Annotated in this window: 16 protein-coding genes; 9 read left to right on the plus strand and 7 right to left on the minus strand. The window is 36.0% G+C overall.

The window, feature by feature from the left end; genetic code table 11:
• Positions 1-15: 15 nt before the first annotated feature.
• The 3 genes from ACODR7_RS04135 to ACODR7_RS04145 all read right to left on the minus strand — a co-directional run bounded on the left by ACODR7_RS04135 (position 16) and on the right by ACODR7_RS04145 (position 3774).
• Positions 16-393 (minus strand): MliC family protein, encoded by a 378-nt coding sequence (locus ACODR7_RS04135; RefSeq protein ID WP_488837489.1) that lies wholly within the window; start codon positions 391-393, stop codon positions 16-18.
• Between the two features lie 120 nt (positions 394-513).
• On the minus strand, positions 514-2058 hold the full coding sequence (gene porX / locus ACODR7_RS04140; protein ID WP_488837491.1) for a T9SS response regulator signal transducer PorX: 1545 nt from the start codon (positions 2056-2058) through the stop codon (positions 514-516).
• Positions 2059-2190: 132 nt separating this feature from the next.
• A complete protein-coding gene (locus tag ACODR7_RS04145) occupies positions 2191-3774 on the minus strand; it encodes a S41 family peptidase (protein ID WP_488837493.1) in 1584 nt (527 codons plus the stop codon).
• 293 nt (positions 3775-4067) lie between these two features.
• Here ACODR7_RS04145 and ACODR7_RS04150 point away from each other — a divergent pair, with 293 nt between their 5' ends.
• From ACODR7_RS04150 to ACODR7_RS04185, 8 genes are all read left to right on the plus strand, one after another.
• Complete coding sequence (locus ACODR7_RS04150) at positions 4068-5294, plus strand: HD domain-containing protein (RefSeq protein ID WP_488837494.1); 1227 nt, start codon at positions 4068-4070, stop codon at positions 5292-5294.
• A 71-nt stretch (positions 5295-5365) separates the two neighbouring features.
• Entirely contained in the window at positions 5366-6397 is a 1032-nt protein-coding gene (lpxD, locus tag ACODR7_RS04155) for a UDP-3-O-(3-hydroxymyristoyl)glucosamine N-acyltransferase (protein WP_076596577.1), read from the plus strand.
• Positions 6390-7787: a bifunctional UDP-3-O-[3-hydroxymyristoyl] N-acetylglucosamine deacetylase/3-hydroxyacyl-ACP dehydratase gene (locus tag ACODR7_RS04160; protein ID WP_488837497.1), complete on the plus strand. Its 1398-nt coding sequence runs from the start codon at positions 6390-6392 to the stop codon at positions 7785-7787. Before lpxD ends, ACODR7_RS04160 begins: the two co-directional genes overlap by 8 nt.
• Entirely contained in the window at positions 7788-8582 is a 795-nt protein-coding gene (lpxA, locus tag ACODR7_RS04165) for an acyl-ACP--UDP-N-acetylglucosamine O-acyltransferase (RefSeq protein ID WP_488837498.1), read from the plus strand. It begins immediately after the preceding gene.
• Between the two features lie 85 nt (positions 8583-8667).
• On the plus strand, positions 8668-9234 hold the full coding sequence (gene efp / locus ACODR7_RS04170) for an elongation factor P (protein ID WP_076596574.1): 567 nt from the start codon (positions 8668-8670) through the stop codon (positions 9232-9234).
• A 67-nt stretch (positions 9235-9301) separates the two neighbouring features.
• Complete coding sequence (locus ACODR7_RS04175; RefSeq protein ID WP_488837501.1) at positions 9302-10204, plus strand: UDP-3-O-(3-hydroxymyristoyl)glucosamine N-acyltransferase; 903 nt, start codon at positions 9302-9304, stop codon at positions 10202-10204.
• 90 nt (positions 10205-10294) lie between these two features.
• The gene (gene sucD, locus ACODR7_RS04180; protein WP_002977143.1) at positions 10295-11167 is read left to right on the plus strand and encodes a succinate--CoA ligase subunit alpha; all 873 of its coding nucleotides are present in this window, start codon (positions 10295-10297) and stop codon (positions 11165-11167) included.
• Between the two features lie 17 nt (positions 11168-11184).
• On the plus strand, positions 11185-11856 hold the full coding sequence (locus tag ACODR7_RS04185; protein ID WP_488837503.1) for a porin family protein: 672 nt from the start codon (positions 11185-11187) through the stop codon (positions 11854-11856).
• 102 nt (positions 11857-11958) lie between these two features.
• On the opposite strand, the gene ACODR7_RS04190 is transcribed toward ACODR7_RS04185, so the two are convergent.
• The 3 genes from ACODR7_RS04190 to ACODR7_RS04200 all read right to left on the minus strand — a co-directional run bounded on the left by ACODR7_RS04190 (position 11959) and on the right by ACODR7_RS04200 (position 14644).
• Positions 11959-13269 carry an ABC transporter permease gene (locus ACODR7_RS04190; protein WP_488837505.1) on the minus strand — a complete coding sequence of 437 codons (1311 nt, stop codon included), beginning with the start codon at positions 13267-13269 and terminating at the stop codon, positions 11959-11961.
• A gap of 4 nt (positions 13270-13273) precedes the next feature.
• Entirely contained in the window at positions 13274-14185 is a 912-nt protein-coding gene (locus ACODR7_RS04195; RefSeq protein ID WP_488837507.1) for an ABC transporter ATP-binding protein, read from the minus strand.
• Between the two features lie 108 nt (positions 14186-14293).
• The gene (locus tag ACODR7_RS04200) at positions 14294-14644 is read right to left on the minus strand and encodes a T9SS type A sorting domain-containing protein (protein ID WP_488837509.1); all 351 of its coding nucleotides are present in this window, start codon (positions 14642-14644) and stop codon (positions 14294-14296) included.
• 119 nt (positions 14645-14763) lie between these two features.
• On the opposite strand from ACODR7_RS04200, the gene hemB reads away from it, so the two are divergent.
• Entirely contained in the window at positions 14764-15753 is a 990-nt protein-coding gene (hemB, locus tag ACODR7_RS04205) for a porphobilinogen synthase (RefSeq protein WP_488837511.1), read from the plus strand.
• 76 nt (positions 15754-15829) lie between these two features.
• Here hemB and ACODR7_RS04210 read toward each other — a convergent pair whose 3' ends face one another.
• A complete protein-coding gene (locus ACODR7_RS04210; RefSeq protein ID WP_047434469.1) occupies positions 15830-16123 on the minus strand; it encodes a TM2 domain-containing protein in 294 nt (97 codons plus the stop codon).
• Between the last annotated feature and the right edge of the window lie 105 nt (positions 16124-16228).

Consider the following 16228-nt stretch of genomic DNA (forward strand, 5'->3'; position numbering starts at 1 on the left):
TTTAATTATGTGATTTTATTTTTTAAAAACTGTTTTACCGTCTTTTGTCAGTTCTATTTCCTCGCCTTTTCCTCTCAGTTCATAATGGTCATTCTTGTACCATATTCCTGAGGCAGGCTTTTGTCCCTGAAGCTCAATGGTTTCATTGTTGAATACTACAGTAGCCGTATTTTTGGTATTGTTGAAGGTCATGTCCAGGGTTTTCCCATTCTTGTCTTTCGAAGTACTTTTTACAATTTCATCCTGAGTACCTGAAACAGCTGCTGAATCAGAAGGCTTAGAAGCAATACTGTCTACAGTAGTGGGTGTGGAATCTGTTGCTTTCTTTTCTTTATTACATGAAGTTAAAAATAATGTTGCGAATGCTGCTGTAATAAAAATGTGCTTTTTCATAAGATTATATTTATTTAAGGTTGCCTTCTGTTATGCAAAATGAGTGCCTTAAAAAGAGGCGGAAAAAATCATTCGATTTTTTCCGCCTTTAACCCAAAATTAAATAAACTATGAAAAAAACTACTTGGGTTCTAATACGCTGATAGGAATGATACATTCTTCCAGTGAAATTCCTCCATGCTGATAAGTTTCTTTATAGTAATTTACAAAATGATTGTAATTTTTAGGATAAGCCAGGAATATATTGTTTTTAGCAAAAATATATTTCGAACTCAGGTTTCCTTTTGGAAGGAAAAGTTTTTCCGGGTTGGTAATGGCCCATACATCACTGTCATCGTACGTTAAGCTTTTACCGGTTTTATATCTGATATTGGTAGACGTTTCTCTGTCTCCCACCACTTTACTTGGTTTTTTAACGTATACGGTTCCGTGATCTGTGGTGATCACCAGCTTATAGCCATTTTCTGCAGCCGCTTTAATGATCTTCAATAAAGAAGAATTTTCAAACCAGTTGAAGGTAAGAGAACGGAAAGTCTTATCATCACGGATTAGCTGATCTACAATGTGATTGTCTGTTTTCGCGTGTGACAGGATATCAATAAAGTTGTATACAATGACCAAAAGGTCATTATTTTTATGCTGATTGAAATCATCGTAGATCTTTCTTTCAAAATCAGCATTCAGTACTTTAAGATACTTCATCGATTTTGATCCAAGACCAATTCTTTTCATTTGGTCTTCCAGGAAATCACGTTCAAATTCATTTTTATTTCCTTCTTCATTATCATTGAACCATTTATCCGGAAAACGTTTCTCAATCTCGGATGGCATTAATCCCGCAAAGAAAGAGTTTCTTGCATACTGTGTTGCCGTAGGAAGAATACTATAGTAATAATCTTCCGATATTTTATTGTAATATTTTGTAAATAAAGGTTCAATTACTTTCCACTGGTCATAACGAAGGTTATCTACCATCAGTAAAAGAACTTTCTCTTTTTCTACTTCAGGTTTCACTTTTTCCTTGAAAAGTGTATGGCTCATCATGGGTTTATCCGAATCTGTAAGCCAGTTTTCATAATTTTTCTCAATGAATTTAGCAAACTGAATATTCGCTTCTTCTTTCTGAGACTGCAGAAGATCTGCAAATTCATTGTCTGCTACCTTATCAAATTTGATTTCCCAGCTAAGGATCTTTTTATAATACTCAGCCCATTCCTGATAAGTTCTCAGGTAAGAAAGTTCCATCGAAAGGTTTCTGAATTCCTGCTGGTATTGTAAAATTGTTTTTTGTTCAACCAGATTATCCTCCTGAAGGTTTTTCTTGAGGGAAAGTAATATCTGATTAGGGTTTACGGGCTTTAATATATAGTCGGCAATCTGGGAACCGATAGCCTCTTCCATAATATGTTCTTCTTCGCTTTTGGTAACCATGACAATTTTTAAGGCATTATCTTTTTCCTTAATCATAGGAATAGCCTCCAGGCCGGAAATACCCGGCATATTTTCATCAATTAGCGTTAAAGCAAATTTTTCTGAATCCATAAGTTCCAAAGCCTCGTTCACATTATTTACAGGGGTTACCTGGTAACCCTTTTTTTCTAAAAATACGATATGAGGTTTAAGTAAATCTATTTCATCATCTATCCATAATATCTTTTCTGACATAATTTATTTTTTACATGGTTATAGTATCAAAATGTTGACCAATTCCTTTTAAAATCTCACAAAATCGAAAGATTAAAAGTTAAATATTAGTTAAATGAAAATACGGTAAAATAATTCACATTTTCTATTCATTTAATCAGTGTTTTTTATATACTCCAAAGCCTTTTCCAGTACTTCGTCTTCTCCGTTTTTTATTCCTTCTATACTAGGTTTTATAAGGATATCAGGAATAATTCCGATTCTTTGGGTCTCTCTGCCATCAGGATAATAAGCGCCAAGACCTGTAAACCGCGTATTAAGATCAGCAATTTTAAAGACAATAACATCTCCGTTGGCTCCCGAAGTATTACTCCCGATAATTTTCGCCTTAGGATGGTGTTTGAACATCATTGTAGTAGTTTCGGCCTGGCTTTGCGTATTCTCATCTACTAAAACGATGACATTTCCTTTATAGTATTCAGGATTTTTTCTGCCGGTGACATTTTTTCTGCTGTAGAATTTGCCGGGATATCTGGTATCAGGAAAAGTAAACTGATAATAAACCGAGGGGGTAGGAAGAAGAAGGTAACTTAATGGAATGATCGTTTGTCTGGGATAATTCCTAAGATCAAAAATAATGGATTTTGCAGATTTTAAACTGATGTACATTTCATCAAGATCTTCCTTTTCTATAATTCCCATATTGACGTACCCGATTTTCTTTTCATCATCCATAAATTTCCACTTTTTGGGAGCGGGAATTTTTTCATGAATAATATCCTTAGTAAGGTATGTTCTGGTTTTTATTTCCAGGTTTTGACCTTCTCTTTCAATCTTTACGGAAATAGAATCATTGTTGCTGAAGAGAAGCTTGTCTTTTATTTTGCTGACTTTACCCCATGAGTTGGAAGCGGGTACATATTTTCCCAAACTGTTGATCACTTGCGGAATAGTTTTTCCCTCAATATCATAAATGACATCTCCCGGATGCAGAGTACTTTTATGCCGGGATCGCGTGGTATTAATTTTTGTAATCACTAATTTCCCCTCAGCATAGGAATATTCTACGGGAACCTTTCGTTGACCATACAGATTAAGCTGAATCTTTTTTGATGAAATATAGGCGTGTGAGTCATCCGTTTTAGTGACCAGCTCTGCCAATGCCAAATGAAAATCTTCATCATTATCAATCATTAAAAATTTGGGAATCATTTCTGTAAGGACGTCATTCCAGTTCTGATCGGTTTCGTATTTATAGGGGAAGAAATATTCTACGTAATTCCAGTATCTGAATAACTCCAGTAAACTATTTCTTTTAGAAGTAAATTGAGAACCATAGGATTTTTCATTCCTGAAATATATTTTTCTTCCACTTTTTCCAACATAATGATTGTCTTCAAGATTCCTGTTGTTTTCAATATAGCGGAGGTTTTGAGATACATGATCTGAGAAAATTTGCGAATTATCTATCCAGCGCAGATCAAAATTTTTAAGGAAATACACTTTCTGATCTTTAACTGAACATTCTTTGCATCGCGGGACTTCTCCGAGGCTTTCAATCCATTCGGAATACAAATCATTGAGAGATTCCTTATCGTTAATATTTTCAAGTTCATTGATCTTTTGAAAAAGCTCCTTGTCCCAGTTCAGATTTCCTTTAGCTACACGAGGGTGGTAATATTTTAAAAATCCCCAAACTCTGCACAGAGATTCCAACTTCTGTGTCTCAGTGATCATTTGTGCGGAAAAGTTTAAACTTAAAAGTAAAAAGAGGAAAAGCGAGAAGAGTCTCATTAAAGGTTGTCGTGTTTTCTCTCAAAGATAATCCTTTAATATAACAGCCGCAAAAGGTTTTCAAAAAATATTGAATTGAAAATAAATATCCGGCAGAGAATTTCTACAATTGATATGATGATGTTTTTGATGAAAATATTGGGTAGATCAACGGCTTATCCCAATATTTTAATAGTAATTTAATGAAAGGCTAAACTTTAAAATGCCTAACTTTGTTTACTAATACTGACGTTTCAATGCAGAATAAGCTAAAAATCATCAACGATCCCGTTCACGGATTTATAAAAATACCACACGAAATTTTATTTGATATCATTGAGCATCCCTACTTTCAGAGATTAAGAAGAATCGGGCAGACTGGGCTTTTGAATCTGATATTTCCAGGGGCTACCCATACAAGGTTTCACCATGCTCTTGGAGCAATGCATCTGATGTTTACCGCTCTTGAAACATTGAAGCAGAAAGGAGTGAAAATTTCTGAGGAAGAAGAAAAAGGAGCAATGCTGGCCATTCTGATGCATGATATTGGTCATGGTCCGTTTTCCCATGCCCTTGAAAGTATGCTGATGGATGACTGGCATCATGAAAATCTTTCTCTGCTGTTGATGAACAAGCTTAATGAGGAATTCGAAGGCCAGCTTTCAATGGCGATTGAAATGTTTCAGGGGAAATATCACAGAAAATTTTTCAACCAATTGATTTCCTCCCAATTGGATGTTGACCGTTTGGATTATCTTAAAAGAGACAGCTTTTTTACAGGAGTGTCTGAAGGAAATATTAATACGCAGAGAATTATTTCCATGATGAATGTCTGTGAAGAAGGCGAACTGGTAATTGATGCAAAAGGGATTTATTCCATTGAAAATTTCCTTACAGCCAGAATGTTTATGTACTGGCAGGTATATTATCATAAAACGTCAGCTTTGGCAGAGTTTCTTTTGGTGAAAATCCTTGAAAGAGCAAAGTATCTGATTTCTCAGGGAGCAAAACTTCCCGCAACGGATAATCTGCAATATTTCTTATACCGTGAAAAGAGTGCTGCAACGGATGAAGATATAGAACGATTTACAAAACTTGATGACAATGATGTGATCCAGGCAATGAAAGAATGGCAGAATTCGGATGACTTTGTTTTGTCGTATTGGTGTCAATGTGTAATTCAGAGAAATCTGCCTAAAACCATTATTTCATCACATCCATTTGACCAGGAAATAATTGATGAAAAAATAAAAAAGAGTAATGAACTTTTCGGAATTGATAATGGTAATGAATTGGTTCATGAAATTAAAAGAAAATTACTGCCTTATCATGCAGAGAAACAACCCATCTATTTACTGCATAAAAATGGCAGGAGAACAAAGCTGCATGAGTCGGAAGATCAGCTTTTATCAGGGTTGATTGTAAATAAAACAACCCGCTATATCCTTATGTTTCCAAGAGATATCTCCATACTGGACTCTTAAAGAATATTAAAATTTACGATCTGAAACTAAAACATGTTTGCAAATTATAGAATTTCTTATCTTTGCAGAATATGGAATTTACAGCTTCGCAAATTGCAAGTTTTATTGACGGAAAAATAATAGGTGACGAGAATGCACTTATTACGGGAGTTTCACCAATTGAAAATGGGGAATCAGGACATCTTTCTTTTATAGCACAAGATCGGTTTTCTCATTTTTTGGACAGCTCAAAATGCTCTGTTATCATCGTTTCGGAAAAACTTCTGGAGAAAAATCATTATAACCCTACCTTAATCGTTGTAAAGGATGCCTATCTTTCTTTTCAGATTCTGATGAATTTATATCAGGAAATGCAGGGAAGAAAAGAAGGTATTGAGAATGGTTCATCTATTCATGACTCAGCGGTCATAGGTGATAAAGCCTATATCGGAGCATTTACCTATGTTTCCGAGAAAGCTAAGATAGGGGAAGGATCACAGATCTATCCACATGTATATATAGGAAAAGGAGTGAAAATTGGTAAAAACTGTAAGATAGACAGTGGTGCCAGAATTTACGACTACTGTATTGTTGGAGATAACTGTGTAATTCATTCCAATACCGTAATCGGAGGTGATGGTTTTGGTTTCCAGCCAACAGCTGAAGGCTTCAAAAAAATACCACAGCTTGGAAATGTAATTATTGAAGACGATGTAGAAATTGGTTCAAATTGTAGTATTGACAGAGCTACCATTGGCTCTACTGTCATCGGAAAAGGAACCAAAATTGACAATTTGATTCAGATTGCCCACAATGTGAAAATTGGTCAGAACAACGTAATTGCTGCACAAGCAGGAATTGCTGGTTCTACAACTATCGGTGACTGGAACCAGATTGGTGGTCAGGTAGGCGTTGTAGGACATATCAAAATAGGAAATCAGGTGAAAATTCAGGCTCAGAGTGGCGTGAATTCTAGTGTTAATGACAGAGAAACATTGTATGGTTCACCCGCAATCAGTTACAATGACTATTTAAGGAGTTATGTTCATTTCAGGAACTTACCTGGAATAGTAAATAGAATAAATAATCTTGAGAATAACTCAAAAGATAATACTAATGAGTGATATGCAAAAAACACTTCAGCAAGAGGTAACTCTTTCTGGAATTGGCCTTCATACCGGTAAAGAAGTAAAACTGACCATTAAACCTGCTAAAGAAAATACAGGTTTTGTATTTGTAAGAACAGACTTGGAGGGACATCCTCAGGTAGAAGCTGATGTAAATTATGTTGTAGCAACTGAAAGAGGAACTACATTAGAAAAATTAGGGGTAAAAATTACCACTTGCGAACATCTTTTGGCTGCCCTTGTTGGCTGCGATATTGATAATGCAATTTTAGAAATGGATGCCTCTGAACCTCCTATTTTGGATGGATCCTCAAAATACTTTGTGGAAGCAATCGAAAGTGTTGGAGTAGCAGAACAAACCATTGCAAGAGAATATCTTGTGGTAAAAGAAGTTCTTACGTACAGTGATCCGGCTACAGGTTCGGAAATCACCATCATTCCTTCAGATACTTACGAAGTTACTACTATGGTAGATTTTGGGACTAAAGTATTAGGTACTCAGAATGCTACTCTTAAAAATATTTCAGAATTTAAAGACGAAATCTCATCAGCAAGAACATTCAGCTTCCTGCATGAATTGGAAATGCTTTTAGATCATGGTTTGATCAAAGGTGGAGATATTTCCAATGCTATTGTATATGTAGATAAAGATCTTACTCCTGAAACAACAGAAAAATTAAAGAAAGCCTTTGGAAAAGATAATGTATCCATCAGACCAAACGGTATTCTTGATAATCTTAATTTAAACTATCCTAATGAAGCAGCAAGACACAAATTACTGGATGTAATTGGTGACCTTGCTCTGGCAGGAGTAAAAATAAAAGGTAAAGTTATAGCCAACAAACCGGGACACTATGTGAATACCCAGTTTGCAAAAAAACTAAACCGCCAGTGGAAATTGCAGAAAAAGAAAAATGTTCCGGATTTTGACCTGACAAAAGAACCAGTATTCGATATCAACGGAATTATGAAGCTTATGCCTCACAGACCTCCGTTCTTATTGATTGATAAAGTTCTTGAACTTTCAGACTCTCACGTTGTAGGTTTGAAAAATGTAACCATGAACGAACCTTTCTTCGTGGGACACTTCCCTAAAGAACCTGTAATGCCTGGAGTTCTTCAGGTAGAAGCATTAGCACAGACAGGAGGAATTCTTGTATTGGCAAGCGTTCCGGATCCTGAAAACTATTCTACTTATTTCATCAAAATTGATAAGGTGAAATTCAAGAGAAAAGTAATTCCAGGAGATACGCTTATATTCAAAATTGAATTGATTGAGCCTATCAGAAGAGGAATTGTTCATATGCAGGGATATGGATATGTAGGAGACACTGTGGCAGTAGAAGCAGAGCTTATGGCTCAAGTTGCAAAAAATAAAGTTGATTAAATGATTCATCAATTAGCAGCCGTTGATAAACGTGCGAAAATCAGCAAAAATGTAATCGTAGAACCTTTCACTACCATTGCAGGGGATGTAGAAATAGGAGAAGGAACATGGATTGGTCCTAATGTAACCATTATGGATGGTGCAAGAATAGGAAAAAACTGTAGGATTTTTCCCGGTACCGTAATATCTGCAATTCCTCAGGATCTGAAATTTGATGGTGAAGATACCCAGGTAATTATCGGTGATGACACAACAATCAGAGAGTGTGTTACCGTAAACAGAGGGACAAAGGCTTTGGGATATACTAAAATAGGAGCGAACTGCCTTATTATGGCTACTTCGCATATTGCCCATGATTGCGTTATTGGAGATCACGTTATCATTGTAAACGGCTGTGGTATTGCAGGACATGTGGAAATTGGTGATTATACCGTAATGGGAGGTTTATCAGCAGTTCACCAATTCGGTAAAATCGGGAAACATGTAATGATTTCGGGAGGTACCTTGGTAAGAAAAGATATTCCACCTTACGTAAAAGTAGCAAGAGAGCCGATGTCTTATGCTGGTATCAACTCTGTTGGTTTAAGAAGAAGAGGATTTACGAATGAAAAGATCTTTGAAATTCAGAAAATCTACAGAGCAATCTTCCAAATGAAGATGAACGTTTCCCAGGCTATTTCCCATATTGAAAAAGAAATGCTTCCAACGGCTGAAAGAGATGAAATCTTACAGTTTATTCAAAACTCACCAAGAGGTATCGTAAAAGGATACGGAACCGGTAAAGATAGTAATTAAGAGAAATGCTAAAAAGCAAATTTGCAAATCTGCCTGTTTGCTTGCCAGCCAATACAATTTAAGTAAAAAAAGATAATATATATTAATGGCAACAAGTAACGATATCAGAAAAGGTCTTTGCATCGAATATAGCAACGATATTTTTAAAGTAATCGAGTTTCTTCACGTAAAACCAGGAAAAGGACCTGCTTTCGTAAGAACAAAATTAAAATCAGTGACTAACGGTAAAGTAATTGATAATACTTTCTCTGCTGGGCACAAAATTGATGAAGTAAAAGTAATCACCAGAAAGTTCCAGTACCTGTATGATGATGAGAACGGATTCCACTTCATGAACAATGATGACTTTTCTCAGCTATACATCAATAAAGAAATGATTGAGAACTCTCAGTTTATGAAAGCTGGTGAAGAAGTAACCATCATTTTGAAAGAGGCTGATGAAACTCCACTTTCTGCTGAACTTCCACAATCAGTATACCTTGATGTTATCGAAGCTGATCCGGGTGTAAAAGGAAACACGGCAACCAATGCCCTTAAAAACGCAATCGTTGAAACAGGAGCAAGAGTAATGGTTCCTTTGTTCATTGAACCGGGAGACAGAATTAAAGTAAGCACTGAAGACGGCAGCTACTTAGAAAGAGTAAAAGAATAAATAAAATTTACATAAATTCGGTTTGCATCAGCACTCCGAATTTTGTTTTATAAGAAAATCTATTGTTATGAGATTCCATTCTCCGCAAAAGCTTAAAACGATTGCAGATTTAATAGGCTCAGCATTTGTAGGGCCGGAAGATTTTGAAGTATTGGGAACAAATGAAATTCACATGGTAAAACCAGGTGATATCGTTTTTGTGAATCACCCTAAATATTATGACAAAGCACTAAACTCTGCAGCCACTATTATTTTAATTGATAAAGAAGTAGACTCTCCGGAAGGCAAGGCACTTTTGGTTTCTGATGATCCTTTCAGAGACTTTAATAAAATCAATACCCATTTTACCAGAATCTATAATTTCACGGAAGAACTTCACGACGTGGAAATAGGAGAGGGTACAAAGATTCACTCTTCAGCAGTGATCGGAAATAATGTGAAAATCGGGAAAAATACCCTTATCTTCCCTAATGTTGTAATCGGTGACCGTACGGAAATTGGTGATAACGTCATTATCCAGTCCAATACAGTGTTAGGAGGTGATGCATTTTATTACAGAAAATTAAATGGAAATTTTGATCGTCTGATTTCTGTGGGAAATGTTATCATTGAAAACAATGTAGAGATCGGTAACGGCTGTACCATTGACAGGGGAGTTACAGACTCTACCATCATTGGAGAAGGTTCCGTTTTGGATAACCAGATTCAGATCGGACATGATACCGTTATCGGGAAAAAATGTCTGATTGCTTCTCAGGTGGGAATTGCAGGATGCTGTATCATCGGAGATGAAGTGACATTATGGGGACAGGTAGGAATCGCTTCCGGCAATAAAATAGAGGCAGGATCTGTAATTTTGGGAAAAACAGGAGTAAACAGAGATCTTGAAAAAGGAACCTATATCGGGATGTTTGCAGAAGATTTTAAAACTTATCTGAAAAAAGAAGTAAAACTGAGAAATCTCAAATAAACAATTCCAAAGGTTTTATCCAAAATCAAAGAAATTTAAGTAAATTTGTGAGCATTAATAAAATAATAAATAAATTAAAACAACAATAAAATGTCAATTTTAGTAAACAAAGATTCTAAAGTAATTGTACAAGGATTTACAGGGAACGAAGGAACTTTCCACGCTGGTCAGATGATTGAATACGGAACAAACGTAGTAGGTGGTGTTACTCCAGGAAAAGGAGGCAGCGAGCACTTAGGAAAACCGGTATTTAATACAGTAGCTGACGCTGTTGAAAAAGCAGGAGCTAACGTAAGTATCATTTTCGTACCACCGGCATTCGCAGCAGACGCTATCATGGAAGCTGCTGAAGCAGGAATCAAAGTAATTGTATGTATTACTGAAGGTATTCCTGTAGCTGATATGGTAAAAGTAAAATCTTATATCGCGGACAGAGACTGCAGATTAATCGGACCAAACTGCCCTGGAATCATTACTTCTGAAGAAGCTAAAATTGGTATTATGCCAGGTTTCGTTTTCAAAAAAGGAAAAGTAGGGATCGTTTCAAAATCAGGAACTCTTACTTACGAAGCTGCTGACCAGGTAGTAAGAGCAGGTTACGGTATCTCTACTGCAATCGGTATTGGTGGTGATCCAATCATCGGAACAACTACAAGAGAAGCTTTAGAGCTATTTATCAACGACCCTGAAACTGAAGCTGTTGTAATGATCGGTGAAATCGGTGGAGGTCTTGAAGCTGAAGCTGCAAGATGGTACAAAGCAAGCGGATCTACTAAACCTGTTGTAGGTTTCATCGCTGGACAAACTGCTCCAAAAGGAAGAACAATGGGACACGCAGGTGCTATCGTAGGTGGTGCTGAAGATACAGCTCAGGCAAAAATGGAAATCATGAGAGAAAACGGTATCAACGTTGTTGATTCTCCTGCTGATATTGGTGCTACTGTAGCTAAAATTCTAGGATAATATAAAACCCACAACATATGAAAAAACTTTTATTAGCCTCTGCTTTAATGCTTTCTGCTTTATCATTCGCACAGGTGCAGTGGAAAAGTACAAGATTTGGAGTAACAGGAGGTTTAAACTACTCCAGAGTATCGAACGCCCACAATCCTTCAGGCCCAAGATACACTTTCCAGGCTGGAGCTTTGGCATTGATCCCCGTAGGAAAGGCAAACCAATTCTTTATTCAACCTGAAGTTCAGTACTATGGTGCAGGAGAAACAGGAAAAGATAAGGATGCTAAAGGTGTAAGCGGTTATGACGCAGTATATGCTAATAACTACCTGAGTGTGCCTCTTTATTTCAAAGGATATTTTTCTGAAGCAGAATCAGAATTCTTTGGATTAATAGGACCTAGATTTAACTTCTTGCTGAGCCAGAACGTTAAAGATGCTCCTGTAAGCAGACCTTATTATGATCCGGATGTTACTGATCCTAACCAGCCGGCAGGCGTTAATGGTAAGGCGAACAGTTTTAACTGGGGACTTGGGCTGGGAGTAGGATATAGCTACAAAAGACAACTTGAAGTAGCCTTAAAATACGACTTAGGTCTTAGTGATACTTATCCTGGTCTTAAAAAAGAAACCAAGGGTACTGATAAGAAAAAATCAGAACAGGTCATTGCACTTACCTTAAGCTATATATTCAAATAGAATATTTCAGAATAAAAAAAATCCCGGAAATTCAATTTCCGGGATTTTTTTATTACAAACCTTAAGAAAATAAAGGTATTGATCAGTTGGTCTTTTTACTTCTTACCCCTTAATCCACTTCCAAAGCTCTTTTAACGTAGCTTTATTCCCATACATTAAAATACCTACACGATAGATTTTTCCGGCAAGGAAGATCATGAAAATAGTGGTTAGCAACAATAATGTAATAGACAAAGCAATCTGCCATGCAGGAACTCCGAACGGAATTCTGGCAATCATGGCAACCGGTGAAGTAAACGGGATGATGGATAACCAGAAGCCTAAAGGACCTTCCGGGTTGTTCATCAATGTGAAACTTCCATACATTCCTAATGTTAATGGTAAAATAGCAAATAAAGTAAACTGCTGTGTCTCTGTTTCGTTATCCACTGCAGAACCAATAGCTGCATAAATAGAACTATAGAAAATATATCCTAAAAGGAAAAATACGATGAATACAAAGATGATTAACGGAAAATTCAGCTCCAGTAAACTGTGTGAAATCTGAGTCGCAAGCTGTCCCATATCCAGTTTACTTGCAATCTCTTCATTTCCACCCGGAATATTCTTCTGAAGAGGAGAGAACCCTGTATTGAGTACCAATGCGCCAATAACAGACATGGTAATCCAGATCAAAAACTGGGTCAGTGCAACCATGGTTACTCCCAGAATTTTACCCATCATCAGTTCAAAAGGTTTTACAGAAGAAATAATGATCTCTACAACACGGTTATTTTTCTCTTCAAGCACGCTTCGCATTACCCTTACCCCATAAATAATGATGAACATAAAAGTAACATACATCAGTACCATACTTAATCCGGATTTCACTCCAAAAGCAAGATCAGAATCCTCTTTATTGTTATCCGAAACATTAATGGTTTTTAAAGTAAAGTTTTTATCAAGATCATTTAATTGAGTTTCCTGAATACCCAGTTGCTTTATTTTTTCTTTTCGGACAACATTGCTGATATCAGATACAATTTGTTGTTTTGTATCAAAACCTATTTTACTGTTGATAATCAGTCGGGTTTCCTTTTCAAGGCCATCAAAATTCTGATTTTTCAATTCAGGAAGAATCAGGATGCCGTCCATAGATTCATTTCCTTTTAAATTGTTAATTTTGGACTTTTCATCCGCTGCAGAAACAAAAACGTAGTTTAATTTATCATTAGATTTAAGCTGATTGGTAAACAATCCGCTCTTATCAACCACTTCTATGATACTGTGTGATTCATTCGCCTTAAACATTAATCCTACAACTGCTCCGAAAGCAATAATCAAGACAGGGGCAAGAAGAGTTAATATGATGAAAGACTTTTTCTTAACCTGGGTAAGAAACTCTCTTTTGGTAATTAAAAAAATATTATTCATAAAATTAAGAATGATTACTTACAGCATTAATAAACACTTCATTCATACTGGGAATTCTTTCGTCGAATGATCTCACTTTACCTACCTGTACAAGATCCAGAAGAACATTATTCTGGCTCTCTTCATTTTTCAGATCAAAAGAAACAAGATTATTTTCATTGGATAGGTTGAATATCTCATATTTGTTTCTGAAATTTTCAAACTGATCACTGCTTACCTCAGAAAGCGTAATTCCAAAAATATTTTTCTTGAATTTTTCCCTTACATCAAAAACCCTTCCGTCAATAATTTTCTTTGAATTGTTGATCAACGCAACATAATCACACATTTCTTCTACACTTTCCATTCTGTGGGTAGAAAGAATGATGGTTGTTCCGTTATTTTTAAGGTCAATGATCTGATCCTTGATTAAATTGGCATTCACAGGATCGAAACCTGAAAAAGGTTCATCAAGAATTAAAAGATGAGGCCTGTGAAGAACGGTTACCACGAACTGAATTTTTTGAGCCATTCCTTTAGAAAGTTCGGAAAGCTTTTTCTTCCACCATTGGTCGATGTTCAGTTTTTCAAACCACTTTTTGGCTTCGTTCAAAGCATCACTTTTGCTCATTCCCTTCAGTTCCCCGAAATAGAGAATCTGGTCACCCACAGTCATGTTTTTGTACAGTCCTCTTTCTTCAGGCATATAGCCAATATCTTTAATATGGCCTGGGTTCAGTTTTTCACCATTGATATGGATTTTTCCAGAATCTGCCTGAGTAATTTGGTTAATAATACGGATAAAAGAAGTTTTTCCGGCTCCGTTGGGACCTAAAAGGCCATAAATACTGCCTTTTGGAACATGGATGCTAAAATCATCCAGGGCGACCTTTTTTCCGGCATTATAGGTCTTTTTAATATGTTCAGCTTTTAGCATTAAATTGTTCTTTTTTACTATTAGTATGAAAAAGTCCCGAAAGTTACGGAAATATTAAAACAGAATTAATGTAAAAGAAAAAATCCTGATGATTATCAGGATTTTAATTTATTGTTTCACGATTTGAGTAACTTTCTGCGTGTTGTCACTTAAAATATATCGGATCATATATTTTCCGGGCTTTAATTTTTCAATATTAATCTCTCCGGAGTTCATATTCACCGTATAATTGGCGACCTGCATACCCAAAATTGAATAAAAAGTCACGCTTTTGATTCTTAAAGAAGAATCTTTTGCCTTAATGATAAGGAAATCCTTTGCAGGATTTGGATAGGCAAGCAATACACCATCATCCGCCTTTTGAGTGGTGGAAGCCGGCTCTCTTAGCTGAGCTTTTAAATTGTTGGAAAACCCAACAAAAGTGCCTGCAAATAGAAATAAAAGTAAAAGTTTTTTCATCAAATTTATAATTTCTCGAATATATGTAACAAATGTAACAAATTCTACAATTTCATACAATAGTTTATTGTAGAACTTATATTAAATTTGTAGAAACTTATTCAAAAAGTATTCCAAAAATGATACATTCAAGAAATAGAAGACTTAGAGTTAATGAATCTATCAGAAGTCTGGTAAGAGAAAATGTGCTTACAACTGATGATTTTGTAATGCCGATCTTCGTAATGGAGGGCGAAAACAAGCAGGAGGCAATCCCGTCTATGCCGGGAATTTTTAGGCGGAGTATAGATTTAACAGTGAAGGAATGTAAGGAATTATTTTCTTTGGGAGTGAAAGCTGTCAATTTGTACATGAAAGTGTCAGAACATCTGAAAGACAATACAGGAAAAGAAGCCTGGAACAAAGACGGATTGATGCAGAACACCATCAAAGCAATTAAAGATGCCGTTCCGGGAATGATTGTAATGCCGGATGTAGCCTTAGATCCTTATTCAATCTACGGACACGACGGAATCATTGAAAACGGAAAAGTTTTAAATGACGCTACCAATGAAGCACTGGCAAGAATGTCAGTATCGCATGCAGAAGCAGGAGCAGATCTTGTAGCACCAAGTGATATGATGGATGGCAGAGTAATGGTTATCCGTGAAGCATTGGAAGAAAGCGGATTTACAGATGTAGGAATTGTTAGCTATGCTGCCAAATATGCAAGTTCTTTCTATGGGCCTTTCAGAAGCGCTTTAGACAGTGCTCCAAAAGATGATATGGAAATTCCGAAAGATAAAAAAACGTATCAGATGGATTTTCACAACACCCGTGAAGCCCTGAATGAAGTATTTAAAGATATTGATGAAGGAGCCGATGTAATCATGATCAAACCGGGACTTCCTTACCTGGATATTGTTTCCAAAGTACGTGAAGCCATTGATCTTCCCATCGCAGTATACAATGTAAGTGGAGAATATGCCATGGTAAAAGCTGCTGCTCAAAACGGCTGGCTGGATAATGATAAAACGATCCTTGAAAGCTTGACATGTTTCAAAAGAGCAGGAGCAGATATGATCTTTACATATTTTGCAAAAGAAGCAGCTATCTTATTGAATAAATAAAATAGCGTGTATTAAAATAAAATTCCGGCTGTTCTGAAAAGAACAGCCGGAATTTTTATGATGATATTTATAATTCTTATAACCAGCCTTTTTTTCCATACACATACGTATCATCGAATTGTTTATCACTCATAAAAAGATATAAAATACCTTCGATAAAAGGAATGATGGAGGCAGCTCCTAAAGTAACAACATTCAGAACCAATTGAATGATTCCCTCTTTTGTATAACCCAGATAAAATTTATTTAATGCAAGCCATCCCACAAGAATTCCCAATAAAGCGGCAGGGATTTTCTTTTCCGAACGATAAGGAACATTGCTTTGCTGGTTTTGTACATTTTCTGTTTTTGTATACCCGTAATTTTCCATTTCTTACTATTTATAATTGATTGATATGTTTTACGATGAGTAGATTAAAATGATGAAAAGTTACAATGGATTGTAAATGAATAAGTTTGCATTTAACGTAAACAA

The sequence above is a fragment of the Chryseobacterium sp. FG46 genome (assembly GCF_057809135.1).

Excerpts from the sequence above, each read along its gene's own strand:
- ACODR7_RS04135 (WP_488837489.1), bottom strand. The coding sequence starts at position 393 with ATGAAAAAGCACATTTTTATTACAGCAGCATTCGCAACATTATTTTTA.
- porX (WP_488837491.1), bottom strand. The coding sequence starts at position 2,058 with ATGTCAGAAAAGATATTATGGATAGATGATGAAATAGATTTACTTAAA.
- ACODR7_RS04145 (WP_488837493.1), bottom strand. The coding sequence starts at position 3,774 with ATGATCACTGAGACACAGAAGTTGGAATCTCTGTGCAGAGTTTGGGGA.
- ACODR7_RS04150 (WP_488837494.1), top strand. The coding sequence starts at position 4,068 with ATGCAGAATAAGCTAAAAATCATCAACGATCCCGTTCACGGATTTATA.
- lpxD (WP_076596577.1), top strand. The coding sequence starts at position 5,366 with ATGGAATTTACAGCTTCGCAAATTGCAAGTTTTATTGACGGAAAAATA.
- ACODR7_RS04160 (WP_488837497.1), top strand. The coding sequence starts at position 6,390 with ATGAGTGATATGCAAAAAACACTTCAGCAAGAGGTAACTCTTTCTGGA.
- lpxA (WP_488837498.1), top strand. The coding sequence starts at position 7,788 with ATGATTCATCAATTAGCAGCCGTTGATAAACGTGCGAAAATCAGCAAA.
- efp (WP_076596574.1), top strand. The coding sequence starts at position 8,668 with ATGGCAACAAGTAACGATATCAGAAAAGGTCTTTGCATCGAATATAGC.
- ACODR7_RS04175 (WP_488837501.1), top strand. The coding sequence starts at position 9,302 with ATGAGATTCCATTCTCCGCAAAAGCTTAAAACGATTGCAGATTTAATA.
- sucD (WP_002977143.1), top strand. The coding sequence starts at position 10,295 with ATGTCAATTTTAGTAAACAAAGATTCTAAAGTAATTGTACAAGGATTT.
- ACODR7_RS04185 (WP_488837503.1), top strand. The coding sequence starts at position 11,185 with ATGAAAAAACTTTTATTAGCCTCTGCTTTAATGCTTTCTGCTTTATCA.
- ACODR7_RS04190 (WP_488837505.1), bottom strand. The coding sequence starts at position 13,269 with ATGAATAATATTTTTTTAATTACCAAAAGAGAGTTTCTTACCCAGGTT.
- ACODR7_RS04195 (WP_488837507.1), bottom strand. The coding sequence starts at position 14,185 with ATGCTAAAAGCTGAACATATTAAAAAGACCTATAATGCCGGAAAAAAG.
- ACODR7_RS04200 (WP_488837509.1), bottom strand. The coding sequence starts at position 14,644 with ATGAAAAAACTTTTACTTTTATTTCTATTTGCAGGCACTTTTGTTGGG.
- hemB (WP_488837511.1), top strand. The coding sequence starts at position 14,764 with ATGATACATTCAAGAAATAGAAGACTTAGAGTTAATGAATCTATCAGA.
- ACODR7_RS04210 (WP_047434469.1), bottom strand. The coding sequence starts at position 16,123 with ATGGAAAATTACGGGTATACAAAAACAGAAAATGTACAAAACCAGCAA.